29 protein-coding genes and 1 pseudogene are annotated in these 26008 nt (G+C 72.3%); 12 read left to right on the top strand and 18 right to left on the bottom strand.

Features of this window, described 5'->3' with window-relative positions; all coding sequences use genetic code 11:
- A pseudogene (locus tag ACIHFE_RS05550) lies at window positions 1-389 on the top strand (ATP-dependent helicase); the annotation flags it as partial.
- A gap of 93 nt (window positions 390-482) precedes the next feature.
- On the opposite strand, the gene ACIHFE_RS05545 reads toward ACIHFE_RS05550, so the two are convergent.
- On the bottom strand, window positions 483-1232 hold the full coding sequence (locus tag ACIHFE_RS05545) for a 3-oxoacyl-ACP reductase family protein (protein WP_400104513.1): 750 nt from the start codon (window positions 1230-1232) through the stop codon (window positions 483-485).
- A 68-nt stretch (window positions 1233-1300) separates the two neighbouring features.
- On the opposite strand from ACIHFE_RS05545, the gene ACIHFE_RS05540 reads away from it, so the two are divergent.
- Window positions 1301-2173, top strand: a complete 873-nt coding sequence (locus ACIHFE_RS05540) for an alpha/beta fold hydrolase (protein WP_400104512.1) — start codon at window positions 1301-1303, stop codon at window positions 2171-2173.
- Here ACIHFE_RS05540 and ACIHFE_RS05535 read toward each other — a convergent pair.
- The gene (locus ACIHFE_RS05535) at window positions 2151-2921 is read right to left on the bottom strand and encodes a VOC family protein (RefSeq protein ID WP_400104511.1); all 771 of its coding nucleotides are present in this window, start codon (window positions 2919-2921) and stop codon (window positions 2151-2153) included. The genes ACIHFE_RS05540 and ACIHFE_RS05535 overlap by 23 nt on opposite strands.
- A gap of 150 nt (window positions 2922-3071) precedes the next feature.
- Entirely contained in the window at window positions 3072-4010 is a 939-nt protein-coding gene (locus tag ACIHFE_RS05530; protein WP_400104510.1) for an NYN domain-containing protein, read from the bottom strand.
- A 212-nt stretch (window positions 4011-4222) separates the two neighbouring features.
- Between ACIHFE_RS05530 and ACIHFE_RS05525 the strand changes: the two genes are divergently transcribed.
- Window positions 4223-4375 (top strand): hypothetical protein, encoded by a 153-nt coding sequence (locus ACIHFE_RS05525; protein ID WP_400104509.1) that lies wholly within the window; start codon window positions 4223-4225, stop codon window positions 4373-4375.
- A gap of 75 nt (window positions 4376-4450) precedes the next feature.
- On the opposite strand, the gene ACIHFE_RS05520 is transcribed toward ACIHFE_RS05525, so the two are convergent.
- The 4 genes from ACIHFE_RS05520 to ACIHFE_RS05505 all read right to left on the bottom strand — a co-directional run bounded on the left by ACIHFE_RS05520 (window position 4451) and on the right by ACIHFE_RS05505 (window position 7563).
- Window positions 4451-5059, bottom strand: coding sequence for a MarC family protein (locus ACIHFE_RS05520; protein WP_400104508.1), 609 nt, complete (start codon window positions 5057-5059; stop codon window positions 4451-4453).
- 115 nt (window positions 5060-5174) lie between these two features.
- Window positions 5175-6041 carry a PHP domain-containing protein gene (locus tag ACIHFE_RS05515; protein WP_400104507.1) on the bottom strand — a complete coding sequence of 289 codons (867 nt, stop codon included), beginning with the start codon at window positions 6039-6041 and terminating at the stop codon, window positions 5175-5177.
- Window positions 6042-6138: 97 nt separating this feature from the next.
- Window positions 6139-6780: a DUF6758 family protein gene (locus ACIHFE_RS05510; RefSeq protein WP_400104506.1), complete on the bottom strand. Its 642-nt coding sequence runs from the start codon at window positions 6778-6780 to the stop codon at window positions 6139-6141.
- A 189-nt stretch (window positions 6781-6969) separates the two neighbouring features.
- Window positions 6970-7563 (bottom strand): suppressor of fused domain protein, encoded by a 594-nt coding sequence (locus ACIHFE_RS05505; protein WP_400104505.1) that lies wholly within the window; start codon window positions 7561-7563, stop codon window positions 6970-6972.
- Between the two features lie 427 nt (window positions 7564-7990).
- Between ACIHFE_RS05505 and ACIHFE_RS05500 the strand changes: the two genes are divergently transcribed.
- Together ACIHFE_RS05500 and ACIHFE_RS05495 are read left to right on the top strand one after the other, a co-directional pair.
- Entirely contained in the window at window positions 7991-9097 is a 1107-nt protein-coding gene (locus ACIHFE_RS05500) for a magnesium and cobalt transport protein CorA (RefSeq protein WP_400104504.1), read from the top strand.
- Window positions 9098-9140: 43 nt separating this feature from the next.
- Window positions 9141-9650: a hypothetical protein gene (locus ACIHFE_RS05495; RefSeq protein ID WP_400104503.1), complete on the top strand. Its 510-nt coding sequence runs from the start codon at window positions 9141-9143 to the stop codon at window positions 9648-9650.
- A 6-nt stretch (window positions 9651-9656) separates the two neighbouring features.
- On the opposite strand, the gene ACIHFE_RS05490 is transcribed toward ACIHFE_RS05495, so the two are convergent.
- Window positions 9657-10421: a hypothetical protein gene (locus ACIHFE_RS05490; RefSeq protein WP_400104502.1), complete on the bottom strand. Its 765-nt coding sequence runs from the start codon at window positions 10419-10421 to the stop codon at window positions 9657-9659.
- Between the two features lie 172 nt (window positions 10422-10593).
- On the opposite strand from ACIHFE_RS05490, the gene ACIHFE_RS05485 reads away from it, so the two are divergent.
- Genes ACIHFE_RS05485 through ACIHFE_RS05475 form a run of 3 tightly spaced genes read left to right on the top strand, consistent with a single transcriptional unit; the run spans window position 10594 to window position 13682 of the window.
- Window positions 10594-11895: a magnesium transporter MgtE N-terminal domain-containing protein gene (locus ACIHFE_RS05485; protein WP_400104501.1), complete on the top strand. Its 1302-nt coding sequence runs from the start codon at window positions 10594-10596 to the stop codon at window positions 11893-11895.
- Window positions 11885-12481: a DUF1003 domain-containing protein gene (locus ACIHFE_RS05480; RefSeq protein ID WP_400104500.1), complete on the top strand. Its 597-nt coding sequence runs from the start codon at window positions 11885-11887 to the stop codon at window positions 12479-12481. Before ACIHFE_RS05485 ends, ACIHFE_RS05480 begins: the two co-directional genes overlap by 11 nt.
- Window positions 12482-12524: 43 nt before the next feature.
- The gene (locus ACIHFE_RS05475) at window positions 12525-13682 is read left to right on the top strand and encodes an Mrp/NBP35 family ATP-binding protein (protein ID WP_400104499.1); all 1158 of its coding nucleotides are present in this window, start codon (window positions 12525-12527) and stop codon (window positions 13680-13682) included.
- Window positions 13683-13704: 22 nt separating this feature from the next.
- On the opposite strand, the gene ACIHFE_RS05470 is transcribed toward ACIHFE_RS05475, so the two are convergent.
- From ACIHFE_RS05470 to sigE, 5 genes are all read right to left on the bottom strand, one after another.
- Complete coding sequence (locus tag ACIHFE_RS05470) at window positions 13705-14421, bottom strand: hypothetical protein (protein WP_400104498.1); 717 nt, start codon at window positions 14419-14421, stop codon at window positions 13705-13707.
- Window positions 14422-14597: 176 nt separating this feature from the next.
- Window positions 14598-15023: a sec-independent translocase gene (locus ACIHFE_RS05465; protein ID WP_400104497.1), complete on the bottom strand. Its 426-nt coding sequence runs from the start codon at window positions 15021-15023 to the stop codon at window positions 14598-14600.
- Between the two features lie 129 nt (window positions 15024-15152).
- Window positions 15153-16952, bottom strand: coding sequence for a S1C family serine protease (locus ACIHFE_RS05460; protein ID WP_400104496.1), 1800 nt, complete (start codon window positions 16950-16952; stop codon window positions 15153-15155).
- Window positions 16953-17070: 118 nt separating this feature from the next.
- Window positions 17071-17775: a zf-HC2 domain-containing protein gene (locus tag ACIHFE_RS05455; RefSeq protein ID WP_400104495.1), complete on the bottom strand. Its 705-nt coding sequence runs from the start codon at window positions 17773-17775 to the stop codon at window positions 17071-17073.
- On the bottom strand, window positions 17772-18545 hold the full coding sequence (gene sigE, locus ACIHFE_RS05450) for an RNA polymerase sigma factor SigE (protein WP_400104494.1): 774 nt from the start codon (window positions 18543-18545) through the stop codon (window positions 17772-17774). Before sigE ends, ACIHFE_RS05455 begins: the two co-directional genes overlap by 4 nt.
- Before the next feature lie 236 nt (window positions 18546-18781).
- On the opposite strand from sigE, the gene ACIHFE_RS05445 reads away from it, so the two are divergent.
- On the top strand, window positions 18782-19408 hold the full coding sequence (locus tag ACIHFE_RS05445) for an O-methyltransferase (protein WP_400104493.1): 627 nt from the start codon (window positions 18782-18784) through the stop codon (window positions 19406-19408).
- 106 nt (window positions 19409-19514) lie between these two features.
- On the opposite strand, the gene ACIHFE_RS05440 is transcribed toward ACIHFE_RS05445, so the two are convergent.
- On the bottom strand, window positions 19515-19682 hold the full coding sequence (locus tag ACIHFE_RS05440; protein WP_400104492.1) for a DUF3117 domain-containing protein: 168 nt from the start codon (window positions 19680-19682) through the stop codon (window positions 19515-19517).
- 307 nt (window positions 19683-19989) lie between these two features.
- On the opposite strand from ACIHFE_RS05440, the gene ACIHFE_RS05435 reads away from it, so the two are divergent.
- A complete protein-coding gene (locus tag ACIHFE_RS05435; protein ID WP_400104491.1) occupies window positions 19990-20790 on the top strand; it encodes an enoyl-CoA hydratase/isomerase family protein in 801 nt (266 codons plus the stop codon).
- A 130-nt stretch (window positions 20791-20920) separates the two neighbouring features.
- On the opposite strand, the gene ACIHFE_RS05430 is transcribed toward ACIHFE_RS05435, so the two are convergent.
- On the bottom strand, window positions 20921-21517 hold the full coding sequence (locus ACIHFE_RS05430) for a DNA-3-methyladenine glycosylase I (RefSeq protein ID WP_400104490.1): 597 nt from the start codon (window positions 21515-21517) through the stop codon (window positions 20921-20923).
- Window positions 21514-21924: a hypothetical protein gene (locus ACIHFE_RS05425; protein ID WP_400104489.1), complete on the bottom strand. Its 411-nt coding sequence runs from the start codon at window positions 21922-21924 to the stop codon at window positions 21514-21516. Before ACIHFE_RS05425 ends, ACIHFE_RS05430 begins: the two co-directional genes overlap by 4 nt.
- Before the next feature lie 86 nt (window positions 21925-22010).
- On the opposite strand from ACIHFE_RS05425, the gene folP reads away from it, so the two are divergent.
- Window positions 22011-22871, top strand: coding sequence for a dihydropteroate synthase (gene folP, locus ACIHFE_RS05420; protein ID WP_400104488.1), 861 nt, complete (start codon window positions 22011-22013; stop codon window positions 22869-22871).
- Between the two features lie 42 nt (window positions 22872-22913).
- On the opposite strand, the gene ACIHFE_RS05415 is transcribed toward folP, so the two are convergent.
- Both ACIHFE_RS05415 and dapE read right to left on the bottom strand, forming a co-directional pair.
- Complete coding sequence (locus ACIHFE_RS05415) at window positions 22914-23663, bottom strand: TIGR00730 family Rossman fold protein (RefSeq protein WP_400104487.1); 750 nt, start codon at window positions 23661-23663, stop codon at window positions 22914-22916.
- An 85-nt stretch (window positions 23664-23748) separates the two neighbouring features.
- Window positions 23749-24828: a succinyl-diaminopimelate desuccinylase gene (gene dapE / locus ACIHFE_RS05410; protein ID WP_400104486.1), complete on the bottom strand. Its 1080-nt coding sequence runs from the start codon at window positions 24826-24828 to the stop codon at window positions 23749-23751.
- A gap of 78 nt (window positions 24829-24906) precedes the next feature.
- Here dapE and ACIHFE_RS05405 point away from each other — a divergent pair, with 78 nt between their 5' ends.
- Window positions 24907-25833, top strand: a complete 927-nt coding sequence (locus tag ACIHFE_RS05405; protein ID WP_400104485.1) for a hypothetical protein — start codon at window positions 24907-24909, stop codon at window positions 25831-25833.
- Window positions 25834-26008 lie beyond the last annotated feature (175 nt).

The raw sequence follows: 26008 nt of genomic DNA, 5'->3' as shown, positions 1-26008 counted from the left end.
CCCGCACCGCCGCCAAGAAGGCCGTGGCCGCCGTGGATGTCGTCGATGCGGCCGTGACGGCCACGGTTGACGGCGCCGAGGCCAAGCCGAAGCGCACGCGGACGGCCAAGAAGGCCGTGGCCGCCGTGGACGGCGAGGCCGAGGTCAAGCCGAAGCGGACCCGCACCGCCGCCAAGAAGGCGGTCGCGGCCGTGGATGCCGAGGCGGAGGCCGCGCCCAAGCGGACCCGTACCGCCAAGAAGGCCGTCGCGGCCGTGGACGGCGAGGCGGAAGCCAAGCCCAAGCGCACCCGCACGGCCAAGAAGGCGGTCGCCGCCGTGGACGGCGAGGCCGAGGCCAAGCCCAAGCGGACCCGTACCGCCAAGAAGGCCGTCGCCGCCGAGAGCTGAGCGTCGCCCACGCACCCGTGGCCGGTCACCTGAACAGGTGGCCGGCCACGGGCCGTTCCGCGGCGGAGCCGCATGTCACAGCAGGCCCGCACGCTACGCCGCGAAGCCCCCGTCCACCGCGACTGCCGCTCCGGTGACATAGCCGGCCTCCGGGCCGGCCAAATAGGCGATCAGGTCGGCCACTTCGGAGGCGTGGCCATAGCGGCCGACGGCCGTGAACGCCGCCTGGGTGGCGGACGACGGGCCGTCGGCGGGGTTCATCTCGGTGTCGATGGGGCCGGGTTGGACCAGGTTGACGGTGATGCCGCGCGAACCCAGCTCGCGGGCCAGGGACTTGGTCAGTCCGGTCAGCGCGGCCTTGCTCATGGCGTACAGCGAGCCGCCGGGGAACGCGGCGCGTTCGGTCATACAGCTGCCGATGGTGATGACGCGGCCGCCCGGCCCCAGGTGGGCCACCGCGGCCTGGGTCGCCAGGTAGACGGCCCGGATGTTGACCGCGAGGACCCGGTCGACATCGTCGGCGGTCATCTCCCCGATGGGCCCGATCACCCCCACCCCCGCGTTGTTGACCAGGATGTCCAGCCGCCCGAACGCGGTGACGGTCTCGGCCACCGAGGCTCGTACCGCCGCCGGGTCCGCCGCGTCGGCCCGTATCGCCCGGACGCGGCGGCCCAGCGCTTCGGCCTTGGCGGCCACCTCGGCGGCGCGGGCCTCCTCCGAGCGGTAGGTGAAGGCGACATCGGCCCCGGCGGCGGCCAGCCGCAGCACGGCCGCCTCGCCGATGCCTCGGCTGCCGCCGGTGACCAGGGCGACCCTGTGATCAGTTGAGTGCGTAGTAGACATGTACCGATCGTCGGCCGGATCCTCGCCCGGGTCCGGCGGCATTCGGACGTGGAGGTTAGCCTCGGGGCATGAGCAGGCCGCCCTTTCTCACCTTGCCCCCCTGTGCCCGTGCCTACCGTCTGGCCACGGCCCGCGGGGAGTTCGCCGTGCATGACGCCCGTCCGGACGGGCCGCCGCGCGGCACCGTGCTGCTGGTGCCGGGGTTCACCGGCAGCAAGGAGGACTTCATCGCGGTGCTGGGGCCGCTCGCCGAGGCGGGCTACCGGGCGGTGGCGGTGGACGGCCGGGGACAGTACGAGAGCGGCGGCCCTGGGGACGAAGCGGCCTACGCCCAGCGGGAGTTGGCGCTGGATGTGCGCGCCCAGGCGGCGGCCCTCGGCGATGGTGTGCATCTGGTGGGGCACTCGCTGGGCGGGCTGATCGCCCGGGCCGCGGTGCTGGACGACGCGGCCCCGTACCGCTCGCTCACCCTGATGAGCAGCGGCCGGGCGAGCATCGCCGAGTCGCAGCGGGCCCGTACCGGGCTGCTGGTGCATGCGCTGGCCGAGCTGCGGATGAGTCCGGCGGAGGTGTGGCTGGAGATGCAGCGGATGGAGGCGGAGGCCGCCGACCCGGACGCGCCGCCGGCCCTGGGCGAGTTTCTGCACCGGCGCTGGCTGGCCACGGTCCCGGAGCAACTGGTGGTCACCGGACGGCAGTTGATGAGCGAGCCGGACCGGGTCGGGGAGCTGGCCCGGGTGCCGCTGGCCAAGCATGTGCTGTGCGGGGCGGTGGACTACGCCTGGCCGGTGCCGGAGATCGAGGCCATGGCCAAGGAACTGTCCGCGGTGCGCACGGTGGTGGCGGGCGCGGGTCACTCCCCCGCCGCCGAGCGCCCGGCCGCCACCGCCGAGGCCCTGACCGGGTTCTGGGAGGAGCTCAGGCGATCCGGTTCGAGGTGACGGTGAAGAGTCCGCCCTCGGGGTCGCGCAGGGTCGCCTCGCGCTCGCCGTGCGGGCCGGCCTCCTGGGCCAGCTCGCCGCCGGCCGCCAGCGCCGCCCGTACCGCCTGCTCCACGTCGTCCACACAGAAGTAGACATGCCAGCGCGGCCGGATACGGGGGTCGGGCGCGGCCTCCACGCCGCCGCCGCGCAGGCAGGCCACGGTGTGGCCGTGCACCCGCACCATCACCGCGTCGTCCTCGTAGGCCAGGTCGGTGTCCTGGCTGTCCCAGCCGAAGATGGCGCCATAGAACTGGGCGGCGTCGAAGCCATTGCGGGTGCGCAGTTCCAGCCAGGCGGGGGCGGCACCGCTGCCGATCGTCCAGCCGGGCAGCACCCGGCCCTCCCAGAAGCCGAAGACGGCGCCGTCGGGGTCGGAGGCCAGCACCGCGCGGCCGCTGCCGAAGGCCAGCGGCCCCACCGCCACGGTGCCGCCGCGCTCCCTGATCCGGGCGGCCACCGCGTCGGCGTCGTCCACCACGAAGTACGCGGTCCAGGAGACCGGCACGCTCATGGACCGGGCCACATTGCCGATGCCCGCCACCGGCTTGCCCTCCCTCAGGGCCACCAGGAAGTTCTCGCCCAGCGAGCCCGACCGGAAGGTCCAGCCCAGCACCGTGCCGTAGAAGCCCTGGGCACCGGCGAGGTCACCGGTCTGCAGGCTCACCCAGCAGGGCGTCCCGGGCCCCGCGCGGTCGGAAGCCGACATGGCCGATCGCCTCGTTCCTGTTGTGTGCTCCGTAAGGGAAAACGGGCCGTCCGCGCATGCCACGGCAGCCGCCCATAGCCCCCAGGGTTCCATCCGGTCCCCCCGCGCGCACTCCGGCACGCCCGGATCGGGCCCCATGGGAAGCTCGGGTCAGAACTGCATCCGCAGGTGGTCCCAGAAGCCGTCCCGCAGCGCCCGGCGCAGGTCCGCATGGCCGCGCAGCGACAGACCCAGCAGCGACTCGGCCTCCACCAGCAGCTCCTGGTCGACGGTGCCGGGCAGATAGGGGTGGCCGGGCAGCAGCTCGGAGAGCGAGTCATGGCCCCGGGAGCCCAGCCACTGGGCCGCCACCCGGGCGCCCACAAAGCGCACATCGTCCCGGCTGGGCGCGGGGCCACGGGCGACGGCCTCGCCGAAGGACTCATAGCCGGTCCGGCGGGAGACATAGGGCTTGCAGAAGTCGAGGTCGAAGGTGCGCTGGCTGTCCACCTCCCAGAGCAGCGGCTCGGCCTGATTGCGGCCACCGGCCGCCTCGATGCCCCACAGGTGCACCCGGGCGCCATAGCCCTGGGCGGCCTCCACCGCGGAGACCAGGTCCTCGTCCCCGCCGATGAGCACCGCGTCGCTGATGGCCCGGTGCCGGGCCAGCGACTCCAGGTCGGAGCGGATCAGGGAGTCCACGCCCTTCTGCTGGTTGTTGGCGTTGAGATTGCCCAGTCTGACCTTGACGTCCGGGAGCTCGGCGATGGACTGCTGCTCGGGGGTGTGGATGCGGCGGCGGGCGCCGTCGTACCAGTAGACGCGCAGCAGTCTGCTGTCCGGGAAGATGGTGCGGGCCTTGTCGATAAAGGCCTCGATCAGCCCCTCGGCGTCCAGCTCGAAGGCCCGCCGGTCCTCGGTGCCGGCCACCAGGCGGCCCGCGGCGGCGTAGACATAGCCCGCGTCCACAAAGACGGCATGGGTGGAAGGGGTGGTCGCCACCTCGGCGAGCACCCGGGTGAGCAGTTCATTGGTGCGCTCGATGCCGGCGGCCACGGCACGCAGGTCAAGGGGGGCGGGCTCAGGGGCGGACGGGTTCGCGTCAGTCATGTCGGGGGTCGTTCCTCAGTCATGTTGGGGGGTCGTTCCGTTCCGGGTCCGGCGATCCGACTGGTCATTAGTGAGGTTAAAAATTTCCTTAGCGTAGGGAATGTTTGAGAGGGCACCTTCGTTCTAGAGCTGTGTAACGCGCCGCCACCGCAGTCGCGCGCGTCACTGTTCATTCAGTTCTCCTCAGGAGGATCACGACGAAGGGAGAAGCCTTGCGCTTCGAAATCATGCGCCTCGACGACGTCGATGGCACCGCCGTCGACAGCACTGTCGTAGACGCCGCCTCCGTCAACCGGATCGTGCAGCAGGCCGCCTCGGTGGGCCAACGCATCTATATCCGCCCGGCCGACACCGGGACGCGGTGACCCCCACCGCCGCCGATATGCGCGACGCCCCCGTACGGAACGTTCCGTACGGGGGCGTCGCGCATATCCGGGGCCTCACCGGTGGTGGCTGATCACCTGGGTGATGCCGTTGATGATCTGCTGCACGGCCAGCGCGGAGAGCATCATGCCCGCGAGCCGGGTGACCAGGACCACTCCGCCGTCCTTGATCACGCGGATGATCAGCAGCGAGTAGCGCATCACCAGCCAGAGCACCACATGCATGGCGGCGATGGCGGCCCACACCGAGACCTGGGCGGCGACGGAGTTGGCGTGCTGCACCGCCAGGATCACCGAGACGATGGCGCCGGGGCCGGCCAGCAGCGGCATGCCCAGCGGCACCAGGGCGACATTGACGTCCTTGGTCTGGGTCGGCTCCTCGGACTTGCCGGTCAGCAGGTCCAGGGCGATCAGCAGCAGCAGCAGACCGCCCGCGATCATCAGGGCGGGGGTGGTGATGTGCAGGTAGTCCAGGATCTGCTGGCCGCAGATGCCGAAGACGGTGATCACGCCGAACGCCACGGCGGCCGCCTGCCAGGCCATCCGGCGCTGGACCTTGGCGGCACGGCCCGCGGTGAGGGCCAGGAAGATCGGGGTGATCCCGGGGGGATCCATGATCACAAACAGGGTGAGGAAGAGGGAGCCGAAGACAGCGAAGTCGAACACGGTGGTGCCTTGTGAGAGTGCGAAACGCGCGTACGGGCGCCCTGGAGCGCGCCCGGTACGGGAGTTACGGGGGGTATGGAAGGGAGCAGGATGCGGCCGTGGGACGGCCGTTGGATCAGCGGAGGGGCCGGCCACCCGCGCCGGGGACGGGGAAAGCGCCCGTCGCGCGGCGGGTGATCTCGCCGTAGATCTCCGGGTCGGTGGTGAACTCTCCGAGCTCACAGCTCTTGCGGCTGCCGTGGTAGTCGCTGGAGCCGGTGGTCAGCAGGCCGAGCTCGGCCGCCAGGCCGCGCAGCCGGGCCCGGGTGGCGGCGTCATGGTCCATGTGGTCCACCTCGACGCCGTCCAGACCGGCCGAGGCCAGCTCGGCTATCGAGGTCTCGGACAGGCAGCGGCCGCGCTTGACGGCCAGCGGGTGCGCCAGCACCGTGACCCCGCCGGCCGCCTTGACCAGGCGGATGGCCTCAAAGGGGTCGGACTCGTGCTTCTCCACATAGGCCCGGCCGCCATTGCCCAGCCACTGCTCGGTGAAGGCGTCCGAGACGCTGTCGATCACGCCCAGCTCCACCATGGCGGTGGCCACATGCGGACGTCCCACCGCGCCACCCGCGGCCAGCTCGGCCACCCGCTCCCAGGCGATGGGCACGCCCAGTTCACGGAGCCTGGCCACCATGGCGCGGGCCCTCGGCTCACGGCCGTCGCGCACCAGCTCGCGCTCGGCGGCGAACTCGGGCTCGGCGGCGTCGAAGAGGTAGGCGAGCAGGTGCACCCCAATGCCGCCCAGGCGGCAGGAGAGTTCGGCGCCGGTGACCAGGGTGAGCCCGGCGGGCAGGGCCGCGATGGCCTCGGCGTGGCCGCCGGTGCCGTCGTGGTCGGTCAGCGCCACCACGTCCAGCCCCGCGGCGGCGGCCTTGCGGACCAGCTCGGCGGGGGTGTCGGTACCGTCCGAAGCCGTGGAGTGGGTGTGCAGGTCGATACGCACGACGCAGTACTCCCAACGGTGACGGCATGACGGTGACGGCATGGAAAAGGACGGGACCGGTTCAGGATAACCGGCGACACCCGCCCGCCCGGCAGCCTCAGGGCGCCAGGATGCGCGGGGACAGCGCCCCGCAGGGCACCAGTTCCACCTCGGCGCCCGCGTCCCGCAGGTCGGTGATCACCAACTCGTCGTACATCAGCAGCGCCGAGGTCTCCGGCCAGGCGATGGCCCACAGCCACAGCCCGCGCGCCTCACCGGCGAACACCGCCCGGTCGACGGGCGCGCCCGCCACATGCCAGAGGTGGCTGGGGCGCCCGGCCGCCAGCAGTCTGGCCTGCGGGGGACCGTCCACTTTCATATACGGCCCGGGGTCGGGTCCGTCGATGCCGGCGTACCGGGCGCCCAGGCCCACCCCCAGCTCCTCGGCGATCAGCAGCAGTTCCCCGGGGCCGCCGAGGGGGCCGGGACCGGAGCAGGCCAGCGCGGTGGCCCGGCCACCGCCTCGGTCGTCGCCGGCGCAGACCACACCGGTGAACAGCCAGCCGACCGGCAGCGGCCAGGGCATCCACACCGGGACCCGGGCCCGCTTGATCACTACGGCCAGCGCTTCCACGCTCGGCGGGACGACCGGCTGCAGAGGGTGCACCGAACCGTGCACGGCACACTGCCAGGAGTCGGCGAAGAGACCGGGCGCTCGCACCCGGCCACCGCACTTCGGGCAACTGGGTTCGCCCCTCATAGGGTCCAACGGTCCTCCCCGACCCGTCACCGCGTCAAGGACGATCACCCGTCCGGAGGGAGTTCGCATGCGCGGCTTGGGGGGCGATCCCGGGGTGGTGCCGTTCTGCAAGTGCGGGCCGTCGGTGGCTGACCGCGCCCGCGCGGCGAGCCGTATCACGCAGCCGCCCCGCACCCCTCACCGGGCCGCTCAGCTCAGCGGCACTCCCCGGCGTAGCGGGTCGCGCAGGTCGGTGCCGTGGCGCAACCAGCGCTCCTCCAGGGCGGCCGCTCCCTGCACCCGCTTGAAGGCCGCTTCATTGGGGGTCATCGGGAGGAGGGGGAGGAAGCGGACCGGGTCCATCGGCTCGGGGAGTTCCAGGTCCTCGACCAGGCCGCCGGGCTCGGCGACCAGGACCGAGGTGAAGGGGGCACCCGGCCACAGCGGTTCCCCGGTGTCCAGCGAGGCGCCCGGCGCCACCACCACGCCCTCCACCTGGGGGGAGGCGGCCAGCACGGCCAGCGGGCGCAGCACCTGGTCGGTGTCCGCGCGGCCGGGGCGCACGGAGAGGACGAGCTCCGCGCGCGGACCGCGCACCGGGTCGGCGAGGGCTGAGGTGGGGTCCGTCATCGGCTGGGCGGACATACCGAGGGTGGCGTAGCGGACCACATCGTCACCGGCATGGCCGGTGAAGCGGAGGACCTCGATGCGGTCCGTACCGAGGAAGGTCACCGCGGCACGGGCATCCACGTCGCCGAGCGCGGAGCACAGCCGGGCCTCGACCAGGGCGAGCACATCAGACATGTGCCGAGCATAGAACGAGTATCGAACACACCAAGGGGGGACAGGGGTGTCAACCCGGCTGCTAGCCTTGGCCGCTGGTCAGCGAGACATGACTGTCCCCAGGGGGACCGGCCGGAGGAGGTGGGGCTGCGATGGATCCTGGTCGACCGTGCAGTACCGACAGTTCTCCCGTCCGCCCGCCCCGGACCCGCACCCGGTGAGCTGACCGCTTCCCGTCCGGCCCTTCGCCACCGGAAAACGGAACTCCCTTCGCGCCCGCGGCACTTGACGGGGGAACGCCGCCACCTCCCGTTTGCACGTTCTCTGCGAACCGCCGCCGGCTCCGCGCCCGGTACCGCCCTGTGGACATACGCCCCTCGCGCGTGCCCGTCCCGGCGCCGCCGCACCCGCGCCCCGGCCGGCGGCCGGCCCGTGAATGGAGCCCGTCTTGTCGATGATCCGCGATCTGCGCGCCGCCGTCCGCCCCGCCCTGCGCCGGGCCGGTACCCCGGGGCCGTACCCGGCCCCGTGCCACCCCGCCGCGGGCAGTGCGGTGGTGGACTGCGCGGTCTACCGCGGGGGCCGGCGGGTGGGCGCGCACTGCGGTCCGGCGGAGGCGATGCGCCGGGTACGGGCCGAGGGCGGCTTCGCCTGGATCGGGCTGCATGAGCCCACCGAGCAGGAATTCGCCGGTATCGCCGAGGAGTTCGGGCTGCACCCGCTGGCGGTGGAGGACGCGGTGCACGCGCATCAGCGGCCCAAGCTGGAGCGTTATGACGACACCCTGTTCACGGTCTTCAAGACCATCCACTATGTGGAGCACGCCGAACTGACCGCCACCAGCGAGGTGGTGCAGACCGGCGAGGTGATGTGCTTCCTCGGCGAGGACTTCATCATCACCGTGCGGCACGGCGGCCAGGGTTCGCTGCGCGCCCTGCGGCTGCGGCTGGAGGACGACCCGGAGCTGCTGGCCAAGGGCCCGTCGGCGGTGCTGCACGCCATCGCGGACCAGGTGGTGGACGGCTATATAGCCGTCGCCGACGCGGTGCAGAACGATATCGACGAGGTGGAGATCGATGTCTTCTCGCCGGCCGGCAAGGGGGGTTCGCGGGGCGGTGACGCGGGGCGGATCTACCAGCTCAAGCGGGAAGTGCTGGAGTTCAAGCGGGCGGTCACCCCGCTGATGCGGCCGATGCGGCTGCTCAGCGAGCGGACCGTGCGGCTGGTGGAGCCCGATATCCAGAAGTACTTCCGCGATGTCGCCGACCACCTGGACCGGGTGCATGAGCAGGTGGTGTCCTTCGACGACCTGCTCAACTCGATCCTCCAGGCCAATCTGGCCCAGGCCTCGGTGGCGCAGAACGAGGACATGCGCAAGATCACGTCCTGGGCGGCGATCTGCGCGGTGCCGACGATGATCGCCGGGGTCTATGGCATGAACTTCGACGAGATGCCGGAGCTGCACTGGAAGTACGGGTACCCGCTGGTGATGGTGGTCACGGTGGCGATCTGTGTGACGATCCACCGGGGCTTCAAGCGCAACGGGTGGCTGTAGTCCTGGGGCGCCCGGTGGCTGGGCGGGGTCATAGAGTGAGCGTATGACGCTGACGCAGGCACTGATCGAAGAGGCCACCAAGAAGTCCGGCCTCATCTGGGTGCGGGGACCGGTGGGGCCCGCCCGTGCGCTGTGGCATGTCTGGCACGAGGGCGCCGCCTGTGTGGTGGGCGGACCCGGTGAGCAGCCGCTGGACGATCTCGGCCTGACCGACGGCGCCTCCGCGATGGTCATGGTGCGCAGCAAGGACCAGGGCGGGCGGCTGGTCAACTGGGCCGCCCGGGTGGGCGAGTTGCCCGCCCGGAGTGACAACTGGGCCGCCGCCGTGGCCGAGTTGAAGGGCAAGCGGCTCAACGCTCCTGACGCGGAGGGCCTTGAGGAGCGGTGGGCGGCCGAGTGCCGGGTGCTGCGGCTGGAGCCGACGGGCGACACCGCACCGTCGCCGGATGGCTCGCTGGCGGCCGTGCCGCTGCCGACCGAGGTGACCACGCGGCGGCCCATGCCGGCCGCGCTGCCGAAGCTGCTGCGCGGGCGGCGGCGCGGCCGGCCGTAACGGGCCTCAGTTCCCCGTCGGGATCCGGCTGCCCGCCCCCGCGCCCCCGAAGTCGACCCGCTGCCCCTTCTCCGGCAGGGACAGCGCGAAGTCCTTGCCCCACTCGCCGAGTTCCACCTGCCCGGCGCCACCGGCCCGGCGCACCCGCAGGGGGTAGGGCTCCCCGGCCAGGGAGACATCCAGGGTGCCGCCGGTGCCCTTGGCGTCGGTGCCGTTGACGCGGATGGCGCGGACGCCCCCGACCGTGGTGTGCGCACCGCGGGAGAGCTTGCCGTGCAGGCCCAGCAGGCCGTCCAGCAGCACGTTCTTGTCGGTGAAGCCGCGCAGTTGCTGGTAGGCGGGGTCGCCGGTGGGCACCTTCACATACTTGCCGTTGAGCTTGCCGGCCGCGCCGGCGCCGCCGGTGGCCCCGTCGCCACGGTTCCAGAAGGTCCCGTCCGCCTTGAGGAACAGCTCGTCGCCGGCCCGCAGCAGCTCGAAGGAGCCGGCGTCGGAGGTGACCCGGCCGGTGCCGCCGTCCTTCTTCAGCCGCATATCGATCCGGTAGCTGCGGCCCTGGCCGCCCGCGCTGCCGGACAGCACACTGCCGGACAGATGGACCGCGTCCGCCTGCCGGGCCGCCGCCCGCGCCTTGTCCTGGATCGTCGCGGGGGCCAGCTTGCCCACGCCATTGGTGCCCGCGTCGGGGTCCTCGCCCCCGCCACAGGCCGTCAGCCCGGTGGCCAGCCCCAGGCACAGGGCCATCACCCCGGCCGCGTTCCGCGTTCGCACCTGTGCTCCTGCCTCCCGTCATGGGCCCGGCGACGCCCGGAGTAGGGCAGCGTACTCGTGCCACCGGCCGTCCGGGCCCTCGCTGCGGCAGCGTGCAACCGGCCACGTTAGCCTGAACAGGACACATCACATGGCCGGAAGCGGCCAGAGGGTCCCAAGGGAGGTGCGCGGCATGGCGGCGAGCGCCAGGGTGTTTGTTTCGCACCTGTCGGGGGTGGCGGTTTTCGACCCCAACGGCGACCGGGTGGGCCGGGTCCGCGACGTGGTGGCCATGCTCCGGATCGGCGCCCGGCCACCGCGCGTGCTGGGCCTGGTGGTCGAGGTGGCCAGCCGGCGGGTGGTCTTCATCCCCATGACCCGGGTGACCGGTGTGGAATCCGGCCAGGTAATCACCACCGGCGTGATCAATATGCGGCGCTTCGAGCAGCGCCCCAGCGAGACCCTGGTGCTGGGCGAACTGCTGGACCGCAAGGTGAAGCTGGTGGACACCGGCCAGGAGGCCACCGTCCTGGATGTGAGCATCACCCAGCTCCAGTCCCGGCGCGACTGGCAGATCGACAAGGTCTTCGTCCGGGTCGGCAAGACCGGACCGCTGCGCCGCAAGGGCGAGCAGCTGACCGTGGAGTGGTCCGCCGTCACCGGCTTCTCCTTGGAGGAGCACGGCCAGGGGGCCGCCAACCTGGTGGCCACCTTTGAGCAGATGCGCCCCGCCGACCTGGCCGGCGTACTGCACCACCTCTCCCCCAAGCGCCGCGCCGAGGTGGCCGCCGCGCTGGACGACGCCCGGCTGGCGGACGTCCTGGAGGAGCTGCCCGAGGACGACCAGATCGAGATCCTCGGCAAGCTCAAGGAGGAGCGGGCCGCCGACGTCCTGGAGGAGATGGACCCGGACGACGCCGCCGACCTGCTGTCCGAGCTGCCCGAGGAGGACAAGGAACGGCTGCTGACGCTGATGCAGCCGGACGAGGCGGCCGACGTACGCCGGCTGATGTCCTATGAGTGGCACACCGCGGGCGGCCTGATGACCACCGAGCCCATCGTGCTGCGCCCGGACGCCACCGTCGCCGACGCGCTGGCCCGGGTGCGCAACCCCGACCTGTCCCCCGCGCTGGCCGCCCAGGTCTATGTGTGCCGGCCGCCGGACGAGACACCCACCGGCAAGTACCTGGGCCTGGTGCACTTCCAGCGGCTGCTGCGCGACCCGCCGTCCACCCTGGTGGGCTCGATCACCGATACCGATCTTCGGCCGCTGGCCCCGGACACCCCGCTGCCCGCCGTCACCAGCTATCTGGCCACCTACAACATGGTCGCCGCGCCGGTGGTGGACGCCAGTGGTTCGATGCTGGGCGCGGTCACCGTGGACGACGTCCTGGACCACCTGCTGCCCGAGGACTGGCGGGAGACGGAACTGCACCAGGGAGCGCTGGGCATGAGCGAGATGAGCGAGATGCCGGAGGCGGACCATGGCCACTGACCGCGCCCGCGAGTTCGGGCTCATCCCCCGCGCCGAACGGCCCAAGGAACGCGCCAAGGAGCGTTCCGCCACCACCCCACACCGGCCGCCACGCGCCCGGCTGGACCAGCCGCAGGTCAAGCGACGGCGCTGGCTGCCGGAGTACGACCCGGAGGCGTTCGGCCGCACCTCGGAGGAGATCGCCCGCTTCCTGGGCACCGGCCGGTTCATCATCTGGATGACGGTCGTCATCGTGATCTGGGTGGTCTGGAACACCTCGGCGCCGATGAGTGTGCGCTTCGACCAGTACCCCTTTATCTTCCTGACCCTGGTGCTCTCCCTCCAGGCCTCCTACGCCGCCCCGCTGATCCTGCTGGCCCAGAACCGGCAGGACGACCGGGACCGGGTCAACCTGGAGCAGGACCGGGAGAAGAACGAGCGGAGCATCGCGGACACCGAGTACCTCACCCGGGAGATCGCCGCGCTGCGCATGGGCCTGGGCGAGGTCGCCACCCGCGACTGGATCCGCGCCGAGTTCCAGGATCTGATCAAGGAGATGGAACAGCGCCGGGTATTCCCGCAGGAGAGTGAGGAACGCGACCGCTGACCGCCCTTTCCGAGGGGTCGGTGGTGCGCCGTACCATCAGGGCATGGCTACCGAAACCCAGGCTTCCGTCCCCGCCGAAGAGGCGGTGCGCACCGCGCTCGCGACGGTGAACGACCCCGAGATCCACCGGCCGATCACCGAACTGGGCATGGTCAAATCCGTGGAGATCGCGGCGGACGGCACGGTCGCGGTGGCGGTCTATCTGACGGTGGCCGGGTGCCCCATGCGCGACACCATCACCACCCGGGTGCGGGAGGCGGTGGAGGGCGTCGAAGGCGTCACCGGTGTGACCGTCGAGCTGGATGTGATGGGCGATGAGCAGCGCCGGGAGCTGGCGGCCGCGCTGCGCGGCGGCCAGGCCGAGCGCGAGGTGCCCTTCGCCCGGCCCGGTTCGCTGACCCGGGTCTACTGTGTGGCCTCCGGCAAGGGCGGCGTCGGCAAGTCCTCGGTGACCGTCAACCTGGCCGCCGCGATGGCCGCGGACGGCCTCAAGGTCGGCGTGGTGGACGCGGACATCTACGGCCACTCGGTGCCGCGGATGCTGGGCGCGGAGGGCCGGCCCACCCAGGTGGAGAACATGATCATGCCGCCCTCGGCGAACGGCGTGAAGGTCATCTCCATCGGGATGTTCACTCCGGGCAACGCCCCGGTGGTCTGGCGCGGCCCCATGCTGCACCGGGCGCTGCAGCAGTTCCTGGCGGACGTCTACTGGGGCGACCTGGATGTGCTGCTGCTGGACCTGCCGCCGGGCACCGGTGACATCGCCATCTCGGTGGCCCAGCTGGTGCCCAACGCCGAGATCCTGGTGGTGACGACCCCTCAGCAGGCCGCGGCCGAGGTCGCCGAGCGCGCCGGGTCCATCGCGGTGCAGACCCACCAGAAGATCGTGGGCGTGGTGGAGAACATGTCCGGGCTGCCCTGCCCGCACTGCGACGAGATGGTGGACGTCTTCGGCACCGGCGGCGGCCAGATGGTGGCCGACGGGCTGACCAGGACCATCGGCGCCACCGTCCCCGTGCTGGGGCAGATCCCGATCGACGTCCGGCTGCGCGAGGGCGGCGACGAGGGCAAGCCGGTGGTGCTCACCGACCCGGACTCCCCGGCGGGCAGCGCGCTGCGCGCCATCGCGGGCAGGCTGGGCGGCCGGCAGCGCGGGCTGTCCGGGATGTCGCTGGGCATCACGCCGCGCAACAAGTTCTGAACCGGGTTCCCGGGCGGGCGCCTCAGCGCCCGTAGTCGGTGATGTCCCTGACCACCGCGAAGCCCATGCCGTACGCGCTCATCCCACGGCCATAGGCACCGATGTTGACGGCTCCGTCCTGGGCGGAGCCGGCCAGCACCCAGCCGTAGTCGGACTCCCGGTAGCGGAAGTCGGTGGCCACCCCGTCCACCGGCAGCGAGAGGGTGCTCCAGGGCTCCTCGTCCAGGTGGTCGGCCAGCTCCCAGGCCAGCGTGGTCTGCTGGTCCAGCCAGCTCTGCCGCAGCGCGCGCTCCATATGGGCCGGCCAGGTGTAGGACAGCAGGCCCGAGCCGGCCAGCCAGGCCGCCGAGGAGACCGAGGTGGCCTCCAGCACTCCGGTGCCGTCGGCGCTGCGGCGTACCGGGCGGCTGGCGACCGTCACCACCACGGCGAAGCGCTGGGCGCCGGAGAACTTCTCGGTGCGGGCCGCCTTGTCCGGCTTGCCGTTCCAGTCGGTGCGCAGGGTGGGCTCGGTGCCATGGCCGGTCGAGCCATGCTCGATGGTGCCGTCCGCGGCGGTGCCGACCTGCATCAGCCAGCGCCGGCCGGTGAACGCCTCGTCCAGGCCGTACCAGGGGAACGAGGCCAGCAGATAGCCGTCGACCGACCGCCGGATGCCGGGCTGGTGCCGGGGCACCTCCTGGGGCGCGGAGTCTTCCGCGGACGCTGCGGCCGTCGCGGCCCGACTCGTGGTCTCCATCTGCGCGGTGCCTCCTCATTGGCCCGTGGTCGTGTCCGGCCCGTTACAACGGGCTACGTCACCCCAAACAAAGGGAGGATAGCCACCGGCGTCAATGGCGCCCGGCATACGGGGCCCGCGCTGATCCGTAAGGGAGAGCCGCCGGGCGAACCCGGCGGCGCGCGTTCCAGGGCGTCCTAGGTGGCGTCGGCGTCGAACGGAGGGCGCTCGCCCGGCTGCAGCCGCTGCGGCTTCTTCACCAGGTCCGGGCCGCCGGCCGCGGGGGCCGGGGTCTCCTGGGACTCCCGTCCGTTCACCGCGTCGGTGACCTCGCCCACCTCGGAGCGCAGGTCGAAGCCGTTGCGGATGTCCTTGAGCCCGTACTCGTCCTTCTCCAGCTGCTTGCGGACGAACGTCTTCGGATTGAGGTCCTCGAACTCGAAGTCCTTGAACTCCGGTCCCAGCTCGGAGCGGATGTCCTGTTTGGCGTTCTCGGAGAACTGCCGGACCTTGCGCAGGGTGCGCGACACATCCTGGATCATCTTGGGCAGCTTGTCCGGCCCGAAGATCAGGATGGCGAGGACGACGAGCGAGACCAGCTCGAGAGGTCCTATGTCGAGCACCTTGCAGCTCCTTGATCGTGGGCGGCCACGGGTCAGGCCGCCTATCACGGTACCTGGCCGGACGGGTCCGGCGGGAGACGCCCAGGCCAACAACGGGGGAACGGGCCGGCCGGGAGGCGGCCGCCCGGGTCAGCCGGCGTCCGCGGACCCCAGGGTGAGCCGGACGGTCCGCTGCTGCCCGGCGTGCTCCACCGTCAGGGTGAGCCGGTCACCCGGGCGGTGACTGCGCACCCTGACGATCAGCTCCTGGCCGCTGTGCACGGGCACGTCATCCACCTTCTTGATCACGTCCTGTGGCTTGATGCCCGCCTGGTCGGCCGGGCCGCCGGGGGTGACCGCGCCGGCGCTCTTGTCGTTCACCCGGGCCCCGTCACCGGAGTACTCCATGTCCAGCGAGACGCCGATCACCGGATGGGTGGCCTTACCGGTGTTGATCAGCTCCTCGGCCACCCGCCTGGCCTGGTTGACGGGTATGGCGAAGCCCAGTCCTATGCTGCCGCCCTGCCCGCCCGAGGACTCGGAGTCGCCGGCCGAGCGGATGGCGCTGTTGATGCCGATGACCCGGCCCCTGGCGTCCACCAGCGGGCCGCCGGAGTTGCCCGGGTTGATCGGGGCATCGGTCTGCAGCGCGTCCACATAGCTGACATCGCTGCCATCGCCCTTGTGGCCGCCGGCCGTGATGGGGCGCTCCTTGGCGCTGATGATGCCGGTGGTGACGGTGCCGGCCAGATCGAAGGGCGCTCCCACGGCGACCACGGAGTCGCCCACCCGGACCGAGTCGGAGTTGCCCAGGGGGAGCGGGGTCAGCCCGGAGACCCCGGCGACCTTGATCACGGCGAGGTCGTAGCCGCCGTCCCGGCCCACCACGGTGGCCTTGGCGGTCTGCCCGCCGTTGAAGGTCACCGTGATGGCGCCGCCCGATCCGGCTGGCTCCACCACATGGTTGTTGGTCAGGATGTGGCCCTGCTTGTCCAGTACAAAGCCGGTGCCGGTGCCCTGGGCACTGCTGCCGCGCACATGGATGGTTACCACGCCCGGCAGCACCCGGGCGGCGATCCCGGCCACGCTGCCGGGGTCGCGGTCCCCCAGGTCCGGCCGGGACTGATGCAAGGTCACATGTTGGCCGATCCGGCCGTCGCGCTCCAGATACGCCCCGACGCCGCCGCCGACGCCGCCCGCCACCAGTGCCACCAGCAGCGCCCCGCCGATGATCCTGTTCCGCCCGGGCGCCGCCTTGGCACCGGGCTCCGGCGGCCGGCTGTCCTGGGCCCAGGGGTCATACCGCCAGGGCCCCTGCGGCGGTGGGGTGCCGAGTGGCGCTCCGGGGTGCGCCGCCGGACCGGCCGGGGAGGCGGGAGCCGCCCCACCCGGCGGGGCGGCGGCGAAGCCGCCGGCGGACGACGCGGCCGGGGTGCCCGGCGGCAGGGGTGCGCCGGGCGGCAGGTCAAAGGTCCCGGACCGGGCACCGGCCCCCGGCGGCGGCACGGGCGAACCGCCCGTCGGCACCGGCCCGTTACCGGGAGCGGCCGGGGGCGGCGGGACGGCGGGAAGGCCGGTGGGCGGCGCGGCCGGGGCGCCCGGGGGCACCTCCGTGCCGCCCGGAGCCGGCGCGGCCGGCGGGGGCGGGAACGGGGTGCCGGGGAACGGAGCCATGGTGCCGTGCGGCGGGGTCGGTGTGGGGCGCTGGACCGGAGGAGCGGGCGCCCAGGGACCGGGGTGGCCGTACGGCGGCGTGCCATAGGGATCCGGCGCGTGCAGGGGTGCATCGACGGGGGGCGCGGCGTCCGCGGGGGCAGCCGCACCGGAGGGCGTCTGCTCCCCGCCGAGGGCCTCCGGCCGCTCCGCGCCGGTCGCGTCATCCACCGGCTGACGCGGACGGCTCCACCAGTGCGGCTTGGCGCCGGCAGCCGGCGCCTTCCCCTCGTCCATCCCTCTCCCCCACAGCTCGTCCGGCGGGCCTGCCACACCCCCTGGGATGCGCGGCCCACCAGCGATTCAACCAGGTCCGGACGGACGGACACAGCGCACCCGGCCTGTCAGGTGCGCATCACCGAACGGCGTGGATCCGGTCCACCGAGGGCGGTGGCGTCGGGAGGGGCGGAGGTGTCGCCACAAGGGTGCGCGGCAGCGGCGGCCCCATGGGCCGCAGCGGGCGGGTGCCGGTCGTCACGGGTCCGGTCCGCCGGCCGCCGGCGGCACCGGAACGCGGGGCCCAGGCCAGGGAGGTGGCCGAAACCTGGGGGTCCTCGGCCCGGGCCCGCGGGGCCTCCACCGCCGTCTCCAGCGGCTGGGCCCCGACCAGGGCGAAGGCCGCGATCGACACCGCACCGGCCGCCGCGAAGGCGAACCGGCGGCCGCGCGAGCGTCCGACCTCATGGATCCGAAAGCCACGGTCACGGGCTCTCCCCGGGGCCGGAAGCAGGGCGTACGCCTCGGCCCGGACGCCGAAAACGCCTTTTCCCCGGCCCCCGGAATCCGGCCCGCCCGGCTCGTCGTCCTCACCGCCGAGGCCGGCACCCGGCAGGCCCTGCAACCGGGCCAGCAAGCCCTCGGAGAGCGGCGGTGGCGCGGCCTCCGCGAACACGCTTTTGAGCCGGCGCTGGGCGTCGGCTTCCGCTTTGCACTTCCAGCAGGTCGCCAGGTGCGCCAGCACCCGCTCCCGCGTGTCATGCCCCAACTCGCCGTCGACCAGGGCCGCGAGGCGGTCGCCGAGATGCTGCTCGGCGGGGGACTGACCGCCTGAACCGCTCACGCGATCCCGACCTCCCCTCTCAGCGGAACACCCGGAGCCACCGCGGCCACCGCACGCTGCTCGGCCCGGGCGGCGGGCGAGCGGTGCCGGAGCGCCTTGCGCAGGTGGGAACGGCCCCGGTGGATACGGCTGCGCACGGTGCCGAGCTTGACGCCCAGCGTGGCCGCGATCTCCTCGTACGACAGACCCTCGATGTCGCACAGGACGACCGCGGCGCGGAACTCCGGCGCCAGGGTGTCCAGCGCCTGCTGGACGTCCGCGTCGAAGTGGGTGTCGTTGAAGTGCTGTTGGGGAGAGGGCTCACGGCTGGGGAGCCGCTCGGCCGCGTCATCGGCCAGCGCGTCGAAGCGGATGCGCTGCCGGCGGCGGACCATGTCCAGGAAGAGGTTGGTGGTGATGCGGTGCAACCACCCCTCGAAGGTCCCCGGAGTGTAGGTGGACAGCGAGCGGAAGACGCGGACGAAGACCTCCTGGGTGAGGTCCTCGGCGTCGTGCTGATTACCGGTCAGACGGTAGGCGAGGCGGTAGACCCGTGCGCTGTGGGTGCTGACAATCTCCTCCCAGGTGGGAGGAGTCCACGCCGCCGGATCCGCATCGGTGGCGAAGGTCGCGGTGGCGGAGTCGTGCGGGCCTGGGCGGTCAGCGGTGTTGGTCACGGATTTCGGCTCGACGGCGGACCTGAGAAAGCGCCTCAGCACTCCCCGACGGTCGACGGCCGTAGCCGCACCTCCCCTGTCGGCTCTGGTGGTGTCCAGTGGAGCCCCTACCATATCCACCTCGCCCGTTAGCTCCGGATAAGGAAATTTGACCCGCTTTTTGGTCTTGGTCCGAGGCTCCGCCGCCGAACCCCCCAACGCCCCTTGCCCGCCCTCTCCGTTCAGCGTGCTCATGCTGTTCTTCCCCTCCTAACGCGCGGTCCCATCTGCGGGTTCCCGGGGGCAGCGGATACAGTCACGGTTGCGTCGATCCATGGGGACAGGAGAGGGCCATTACCGGCAACCGGCAGATGAGCTGGGCGTTCGCCGATGCGTACGGCGTCGAGCACATCGAGGACGCGGCACTGCGCTGGGCCCGGGAGCGGGCCCTGGAGGCCGGGCTGCCCTCGGTGTCCTCCGGCACCGGCTCGGCGCTGCGCCTGCTCGCCGCGACGGTGGACGCCAAAGCGGTCGCCGAGATCGGCACCGGCACCGGCGTCTCCGGTCTCCACCTGCTGCACGGAATGCGCCCGGACGGCGTGCTGACCACCGTGGACAGCGACCCGGAGTGCCAGCAGTTCGCCCGGCAGGCCTTCCGCGCCGCCGGGTTCGCCGGCAACCGGGCCCGCTTTATCCCCGGCCGCGCCCTGGAGGTGCTGCCGCGCCTGGCCGACGGCGGATACGACCTGGTGTTCTGCGACGGAGACCGGCTGGAGTACCTGGACTATCTAGCGGAATCGTTGCGCCTGCTGCGGCCCGGCGGACTGGTCTGCTTCGAGGGCGTGTTCGCCGACGGCCGCACCGTGGACACCGCCATTCCGCCGGCCGAGGTCCAGCACCTGCGCGAACTGCTGCGCATGGTACGGGAGTCGACCGTGCTGCTGCCGTCCCTGCTGCCGGTGGGCGACGGGCTGCTGTGCGCGGTCCGGCGCGGCTGAGCGCCGGCGACCGTACCGTCGGGGCCGGCCGGCTCCGCGTACGCCACTGCCCCGGGGCCGCGTGAGCGGCCTGCCGGGGCAGTGAAAGACCGAGGCCTGACTGAGGTCAGACGGCGACCTTATCCAGGGCCTCACCGAGAGCCTTGGCCTCATCGGGGGTCAGCTCGACGACGAGACGACCGCCGCCTTCGAGCGGAACCCGCATGACGATGCCCCGCCCCTCCTTGGTCACCTCGAGCGGGCCATCGCCCGTCCGCGGCTTCATGGCCGCCATGCTCGTTCCCCTTCCTGAAACCAGCCCGTCGCAGCCGACAACCCACGTGTCACCGGCATCGAACACATTGCTTCCAGGCCATTATCCCGCATCGTGCGACCCAATGACCAACATCGGTCGGCATCCCTTCGGCAACTCGATCCGGCAAAACCACTCAATTCGCCGATTGCCCGCCGCCGCTGCCCCGGACCGGTTCCCCTGCCGGGACCCGATTCTTTGACGCAGGTCACATATCGGTCCCCGATGATCTCGGGCAAGCTGGCCCGCGGCGACCGACGCCGGTGAATCACAGAAGAGGGGACGCCCCATGGCCGACACCGTGCTCTACGAGGTGACCGACTCGCTTGCGACGATCACTCTCAACCGCCCCGAGGCCATGAACGCGCTGGACACCGCCACCAAGGTGGCGCTGCGCGACGCCCTGCGCGACGCCGCCGAGGACCCCGCGGTACGGGCCGTGCTGCTGACCGGCACCGGACGCGCCTTCTGTGTGGGGCAGGACCTCAAGGAGCACATCACCACCCTCACCGAGCACCGGGAGCGGGGTACCGCCGGGACCATGGACACGGTCCGGGAGCACTACACCCCGATCACCCTGGCGATCGCCGGCATGCGCAAGCCGGTGGTGGCCGGGGTCAACGGGGTGGCGGCCGGCGCCGGGGCGGGCTTCGCCTTCGCGGCGGACTACCGGGTGGTGGCGGACACCGCGAGCTTCAACACCTCCTTCGCCGGGGTGGCGCTGACCGCCGACTCGGGGGTGTCCTGGACCCTGCCCCGGCTGGTGGGGCACGGCCGGGCCATGGACCTGCTGCTCTTCCCGCGCTCGGTGGACGCCGCCGAGGCGCACCGGCTGGGCCTGGCCAACGAGGTGGTGCCCGCGGCCGAGCTGGCCGGCCGGGCACTGGCGGTGGCCCGCCGGCTGGCCGACGGCCCGACCGGCGCCTATGCCGCGCTCAAGGAGGCGGTGGCCCATGGCGCGGACCACTCGCTGGCCGAGACCCTGGCCGTGGAGGAGCGGCTGCAGTCGGTGGCCGGTGACTCCGAGGACCACCTGATCGCGGTGGAGGCCTTCCTGAAGAAGGAGAAGCCACGGTTCGTGGGCCGATGAGGGGAGCACCCCTCAGGGGCGCGGGGAACTGCGCGACCAGCCACCGACAGCCCGCACCCGAAGGTGACCGAAAGCGCCCCGTAAGGGGCGCGGGGAACTGCGCGATCAACCCCCACCGGCCCGCACCCGGCTAACGGGCGCTCGCCCCCCGCACATGGCAGTCCGCCAAGTGATCGTCGACCAGACCGCAGGCCTGCATCAGCGCATAAGCCGTCGTCGGCCCGACAAACCGGAACCCGCGCTTTCGCAGTTCCTTGGACAGGGCGGTCGACTCCGGGGTGACCGCCGGCACATCCCCGGTGGTGCGCGGCGCCGCCTTGGGCTCCGGCGCATACGACCAGACCAGCTCCGTCAGCTCCCCCGGCCCCCAAGCGGCGGCGACCCTCGCATTGCCGATGGCCGCCGCGATCTTGGCGCGGTTGCGGATGATGCCGGGGTCGGCCAGCAGCCGCTCGGCGTCCTGCTCGGTGAAGGCCGCCACCGCGGCGATGGAGAACCCGGCGAAGGCGGCCCGGAAGCCCTCCCGGCGGCGCAGGATGGTCAGCCAGGACAGCCCGGACTGGAAGCCCTCCAGACATATCCGCTCATAGAGGGCGTCGTCCCCGTGCACCGGGCGGCCCCACTCGGTGTCGTGGTACGCGCGGTAGTCCGCCATCGACTCGGCCTCCAGGCCCCAGGGGCAGCGCGCCAGCCCGTCCGGCCCCAGGACCGTTCCCCGCCCGGTCATGACCGCTCACCGCCGTCCTGCCCGGGACCCGGCCGGGCATCGCGCGGCCGCTCGTCCTCCCGGGCGCCCGGGCCGGTGTCCGGACGGCGCGGGGGGACCTCGGCGGCCGCCCGGGCCCCGGCCAGCGCCGCCTCCAGCTCGGCGATCCGGGCGTCCCGCTCGGCCAGCTCGGCGGCCAGCCGGTCCAGCACATCATCGGTGTCCGCCATCCGGTAGCCGCGCGGCACCACCGGCAGGCGCAGTGCGTCCACATCCGCGCGGGCCAGCGGCCGCCCCTGGGGCAGCGGCCAGGCGATCCGGTCCGGCGGAGCCTCGGGCAGCACCCCGCCGCGCCCGCCCAGCACGGCGAGCGTGACCGCGCCGACCACCACGATCAGCGCGATGAGCAAGAACCAGAACACGACCATCTCCCCTGTCGATCCGTTCACTCCGATCGTGCCATGCCGCACTGACGGTTAAGGTCGCTCGGGACCATCGAGAGGGAGTGCGGGAAATGCTGCGGCTGGGACGACGCGAGTTCGACGCTCAGGAACCAGTGATCATGGCGATCGTCAACCGGACGCCGGACTCCTTCTACGACCGGGGCGCCACCTTCCAGGACGAGCCGGCGCTGGCCCGGGTGGCGCAGGCCATTGCCGAGGGTGCCGCCATCGTCGACATCGGCGGGGTGAAGGCCGGGCCCGGCGCCGAGGTGACCGCCGAGGAGGAGGCCCGGCGCACCGTCTCCTTCGTGGCCGAGGTGCGCCGGCGTCACCCGGATGTGGTGATCAGTGTGGACACCTGGCGGCACGAGGTCGGCGAGGCGGTGTGCGAGGCGGGCGCGGACCTGCTCAACGACGCCTGGGGCGGGGTCGATCCCCGGCTGGCCGAGGTGGCGGCACGGTACGGGGCCGGGCTGGTGTGCACCCATGCCGGGGGCGTGGAGCCGCGTACCCGGCCGCACCGCACCGAGTACGAGGATGTGATGGCGGACATCCTGCGGGTAACGGTGGGGCTGGCCGAGCGGGCCGAGCGGCTCGGGGTGCGGCGGGACGGGATCCTTATCGACCCCGGGCACGACTTCGGCAAGAACACCCGGCACTCGCTGGAGGCGACCCGGCGGCTGGGCGAGATGACCGCGACCGGGTGGCCGGTGCTGGTCTCGCTGTCCAACAAGGACTTTGTGGGCGAGACGCTGGACAAGCCGGTCAAGGAACGGCTGTTGGGGACCCTGGCCACCACGGCGGTCTCGGCCTGGCTGGGCGCCCGGGTCTACCGGGTGCATGAAGTCGCCGAAACCCGGCAGGTGTTGGACATGGTGGCGTCCATCGCCGGGCACCGGACGCCGGCGGTGGCCCGGCGCGGGCTGGCCTAGCCCGCGCGGCGGGGCCGCACCGGGGCGGCAACCCGGCGGCGGTTACGGCCCCGCCTCCTTGGTGACCAGCCCGACCGCCTCTTCCACATCGTCCGTCACATGGAACAGGTGCAGATCCTGGGTTCCCACCTTGCCCTGGGCCACCAGGGTGTTCTGGAGCCAGTCGACCAGTCCGCGCCAGTAGTCGGTACCGAAGAGGACGATGGGGAAGCGGGTGACCTTCTTGGTCTGCACCAGGGTCAGCGCCTCGAACAGCTCGTCCAGCGTGCCCAGTCCGCCGGGCAGCACCACAAAGCCACTGGCGTACTTGACGAACATGGTCTTGCGGACGAAGAAGTAGCGGAAGTCCACCCCCAGGTTCACATAGGGGTTGATGCCCTGCTCAAAGGGCAGCTCGATGCCCAGGCCGACGGAGACGCCGCCGGCCTCCATCGCCCCCTTGTTGGCGGCCTCCATGGCCCCCGGGCCACCGCCGGTGATCACCGCGAAGCCGGCCTCCACCAGACCCCGCCCGATGGCCACCCCCGCCTCGTACTCGGCGCTGCCCCGCTGGGTGCGGGCGGAGCCGAACACGCTGATGGCCGGGGGGAGTTCGGCCAGCGCCCCGAAGCCCTCCACAAATTCGGACTGGATGCGCAGCACCCGGAAAGGGTCCTCGTGCACCCAGTCCGCGGTGCCTCTGGTGTCCAGCAGATGCTGGTCGGTGGTGCCCTGCTGCATCTGCCCGTGCCGGCGCAGCACCGGCCCGCGGCGCTGCTCCCGTCGCACGCGCGCCCCCTCGGAGTTGACCATCGGTGTGCTCCCTCCGCCTGGCCCCGCCCGCCCGTCGGCGGGAAAGGATCGTGCGGTTCAGCCTAGGACACCCGAGGCCGGGGGATCAGGCGGTGAGCCAGGCCCGCAGCCGCTGCTCACAGTGGTGGATGCGCTCCACCGCCACATGCTCGTCCCGCTTGTGCGCGTACAGCGCGTCCCCGGGGCCGTAGTTGACCGCGGGCACGCCCAGCGCGCTGAACCGGGAGACGTCCGTCCAGCCGAACTTGGGCTGGGCGGTGCCGCCCACGGCCTCCATAAAGGCGGCCGCCGCGGGGTGGGCCAGGCCGGGCAGGGCGCCGCCGGAGTGGTCGTCCACCACCAGCTCGTCCACCCCGCAGCCGGCGAACACCTCGCGGATGTGCTCCAGTGCCTGCTCGGGCGTACGGTCCGGCGCGTAGCGGAAGTTCACCGTCACCATGCACTCGTCGGGGATGACGTTGTTGGCCACGCCGCCCTCGATGCGCACCGCGTTGAGGCCCTCGTGGTACTCCAGCCCGTCGATCACCGGCCGCCGGGGCTCATAGGCCGCCAGCCGGGCCAGGATGGGGGTGGCGGCGTGGATGGCGTTGGAGCCCATCCAGGAGCGCGCGGAGTGGGCCCGTTCGCCCTTGGTGCGCAGCAGCACCCGCAGGGTGCCCTGGCAGCCGCCCTCGACCTGGGCGTCGGAGGGCTCCAGCAGCACCGCGAAGTCGGCGGCCAGCCAGTCGGGATGGGCCTCGGCGACCTTGCCCAGGCCGTTGAGGTGGGCGGCGACCTCCTCGTTGTCGTAGAAGACGAAGGTGAGGTCGCGGTTGGGCGCGGACACCGTGGCGGCGATGCGCAGCTGCACCGCCACCCCGGACTTCATGTCGCTGGTGCCGCAGCCCCACAGGATGCCGTTCCCGTCCAGCCGGGAGGGCATATTGTCCGCGATGGGCACGGTGTCGATGTGCCCGGCCAGCACCACCCGCTCGGCGCGGCCGAGTTCGGTGCGGGCGACGATGTTGTTGCCGAGCCGGTGCACCGTCAGGTGCCCCAGGCCGCGCAGGGCTTGCTCGATGGCGTCGGCCAGCGGCCGCTCGGTGCCGCTCACCGACGGGAAGTCGACCAGGCGGGCGGTCAGGGCGGCGGCGTCCAGGGACAGGTCCAGTGCGGCGTGCTCCATGGAGGTGACTCTAGCCGCCGCCGCGACGGGCCCGCCCGGCTCGGACTCTCTTCCCGTCCGTCAAGTAACGTGGGCCGCATGTCCCGGATCCCCGTCACCTCTCGCGGCCGGCTGCTGCGTGTCGCGGCCGCCTGTGCCGTGCTTCTGGCGCTGATCGGCTACCTGGTGGCGCACTTCCTGACGGGTGGCCCGGGTGCCCCCCGCTGCACCGCCACGGCCGATGGCGGGACGTACTCGCTCGACCCCGAACAGGCTGTCAACGCCGCCACCATCACGGCGGTGGGCACCACCCGGGGGCTGCCCGAGCGGGCGGTGACCATCGCGCTGGCCACCGCCATGCAGGAGTCGGGGCTGCGCAACATCCACCATGGCGACCGGGATTCACTGGGGCTGTTCCAGCAGCGGCCTACCCAGGGCTGGGGCACGGCCGCGCAGATCACCGACCCGGTGTACTCGTCCGGGGCGTTCTACGACCAGCTCAAGCAGGTGCCGGGCTGGTCCCGGCTGCCGCTGACGGTGGCCGCGCAGCGGGTGCAGCACAGCGGTTTCCCGCAGGCGTACGCCAAGCATGAGACGGACGCCACGCGGCTGTCGGCCGCGCTGACCGGCCGGATGGGCGCCGCCTTCACCTGCTCGACCAGCCCCAGCGACGGCAAGCCGGGCGATCCGGGAGCGGTGCGCAGCAAGCTCCGTAAGGAGTTCGCCGGGACGGTGGAGCCCTCCGGTCCGGCCGGCTCCGGCGGCAAGGGCGGCTCGGCCGGCGGCCCGCGCACCGTGGCGGTCCCCGTCCAGCAGGTGCGGCCCGTCTCCACGGAGCAGGACGCGGTGCAGCGGCAGGGCTGGGAGCTGGCCTCCTGGGCGGTGGCGCACGCGGCCGAACTGCGCATCGAGCGGGTGGTGTTCAACGGCCGGGAGTGGACGGCCAAGAGCTCCCGGGCCGGCTGGCAGAAGGCCGATGACACCCAGGACTCCTCGGCCGAGGTGCGGATCACCACCGCGCAGTAGTGCGAAGGCGCCCCCGTGCGGGGCATCCGGCGGTGCGGCAGGTTGCCATGGCCACCGATGAGGCCCACCAGGGCCGTGTTCGGCGAACGCTCCTGGACAACAAAGGGTTGTCGGCTTAATACGCCCACCCGCGCCGGGCCGGGATTGCCCGATTGTTCATAGAGCCGATAATGCG

The organism is Streptomyces sp. NPDC052396 (assembly GCF_044593195.1).
Taxonomy (GTDB): Bacteria; Actinomycetota; Actinomycetes; order Streptomycetales; family Streptomycetaceae; genus Streptomyces.
The sequence above is the reverse complement of the archived record's forward strand: the minus strand, read 5'-3'. Positions and strand labels throughout refer to the sequence as shown.

Excerpts from the sequence above, each read along its gene's own strand:
- ACIHFE_RS05545 (WP_400104513.1), bottom strand. The coding sequence starts at position 1,232 with ATGTCTACTACGCACTCAACTGATCACAGGGTCGCCCTGGTCACCGGC.
- ACIHFE_RS05540 (WP_400104512.1), top strand. The coding sequence starts at position 1,301 with ATGAGCAGGCCGCCCTTTCTCACCTTGCCCCCCTGTGCCCGTGCCTAC.
- ACIHFE_RS05535 (WP_400104511.1), bottom strand. The coding sequence starts at position 2,921 with ATGTCGGCTTCCGACCGCGCGGGGCCCGGGACGCCCTGCTGGGTGAGC.
- ACIHFE_RS05530 (WP_400104510.1), bottom strand. The coding sequence starts at position 4,010 with ATGACTGACGCGAACCCGTCCGCCCCTGAGCCCGCCCCCCTTGACCTG.
- ACIHFE_RS05510 (WP_400104506.1), bottom strand. The coding sequence starts at position 6,780 with ATGAGGGGCGAACCCAGTTGCCCGAAGTGCGGTGGCCGGGTGCGAGCG.
- ACIHFE_RS05505 (WP_400104505.1), bottom strand. The coding sequence starts at position 7,563 with ATGTCTGATGTGCTCGCCCTGGTCGAGGCCCGGCTGTGCTCCGCGCTC.
- ACIHFE_RS05495 (WP_400104503.1), top strand. The coding sequence starts at position 9,141 with ATGACGCTGACGCAGGCACTGATCGAAGAGGCCACCAAGAAGTCCGGC.
- ACIHFE_RS05485 (WP_400104501.1), top strand. The coding sequence starts at position 10,594 with ATGGCGGCGAGCGCCAGGGTGTTTGTTTCGCACCTGTCGGGGGTGGCG.
- ACIHFE_RS05480 (WP_400104500.1), top strand. The coding sequence starts at position 11,885 with ATGGCCACTGACCGCGCCCGCGAGTTCGGGCTCATCCCCCGCGCCGAA.
- ACIHFE_RS05475 (WP_400104499.1), top strand. The coding sequence starts at position 12,525 with ATGGCTACCGAAACCCAGGCTTCCGTCCCCGCCGAAGAGGCGGTGCGC.
- ACIHFE_RS05470 (WP_400104498.1), bottom strand. The coding sequence starts at position 14,421 with ATGGAGACCACGAGTCGGGCCGCGACGGCCGCAGCGTCCGCGGAAGAC.
- ACIHFE_RS05460 (WP_400104496.1), bottom strand. The coding sequence starts at position 16,952 with ATGGACGAGGGGAAGGCGCCGGCTGCCGGCGCCAAGCCGCACTGGTGG.
- sigE (WP_400104494.1), bottom strand. The coding sequence starts at position 18,545 with ATGGTAGGGGCTCCACTGGACACCACCAGAGCCGACAGGGGAGGTGCG.
- ACIHFE_RS05445 (WP_400104493.1), top strand. The coding sequence starts at position 18,782 with ATGAGCTGGGCGTTCGCCGATGCGTACGGCGTCGAGCACATCGAGGAC.
- ACIHFE_RS05440 (WP_400104492.1), bottom strand. The coding sequence starts at position 19,682 with ATGGCGGCCATGAAGCCGCGGACGGGCGATGGCCCGCTCGAGGTGACC.
- ACIHFE_RS05435 (WP_400104491.1), top strand. The coding sequence starts at position 19,990 with ATGGCCGACACCGTGCTCTACGAGGTGACCGACTCGCTTGCGACGATC.
- ACIHFE_RS05430 (WP_400104490.1), bottom strand. The coding sequence starts at position 21,517 with ATGACCGGGCGGGGAACGGTCCTGGGGCCGGACGGGCTGGCGCGCTGC.
- ACIHFE_RS05425 (WP_400104489.1), bottom strand. The coding sequence starts at position 21,924 with ATGGTCGTGTTCTGGTTCTTGCTCATCGCGCTGATCGTGGTGGTCGGC.
- folP (WP_400104488.1), top strand. The coding sequence starts at position 22,011 with ATGCTGCGGCTGGGACGACGCGAGTTCGACGCTCAGGAACCAGTGATC.
- ACIHFE_RS05415 (WP_400104487.1), bottom strand. The coding sequence starts at position 23,663 with ATGGTCAACTCCGAGGGGGCGCGCGTGCGACGGGAGCAGCGCCGCGGG.
- dapE (WP_400104486.1), bottom strand. The coding sequence starts at position 24,828 with ATGGAGCACGCCGCACTGGACCTGTCCCTGGACGCCGCCGCCCTGACC.
- ACIHFE_RS05405 (WP_400104485.1), top strand. The coding sequence starts at position 24,907 with ATGTCCCGGATCCCCGTCACCTCTCGCGGCCGGCTGCTGCGTGTCGCG.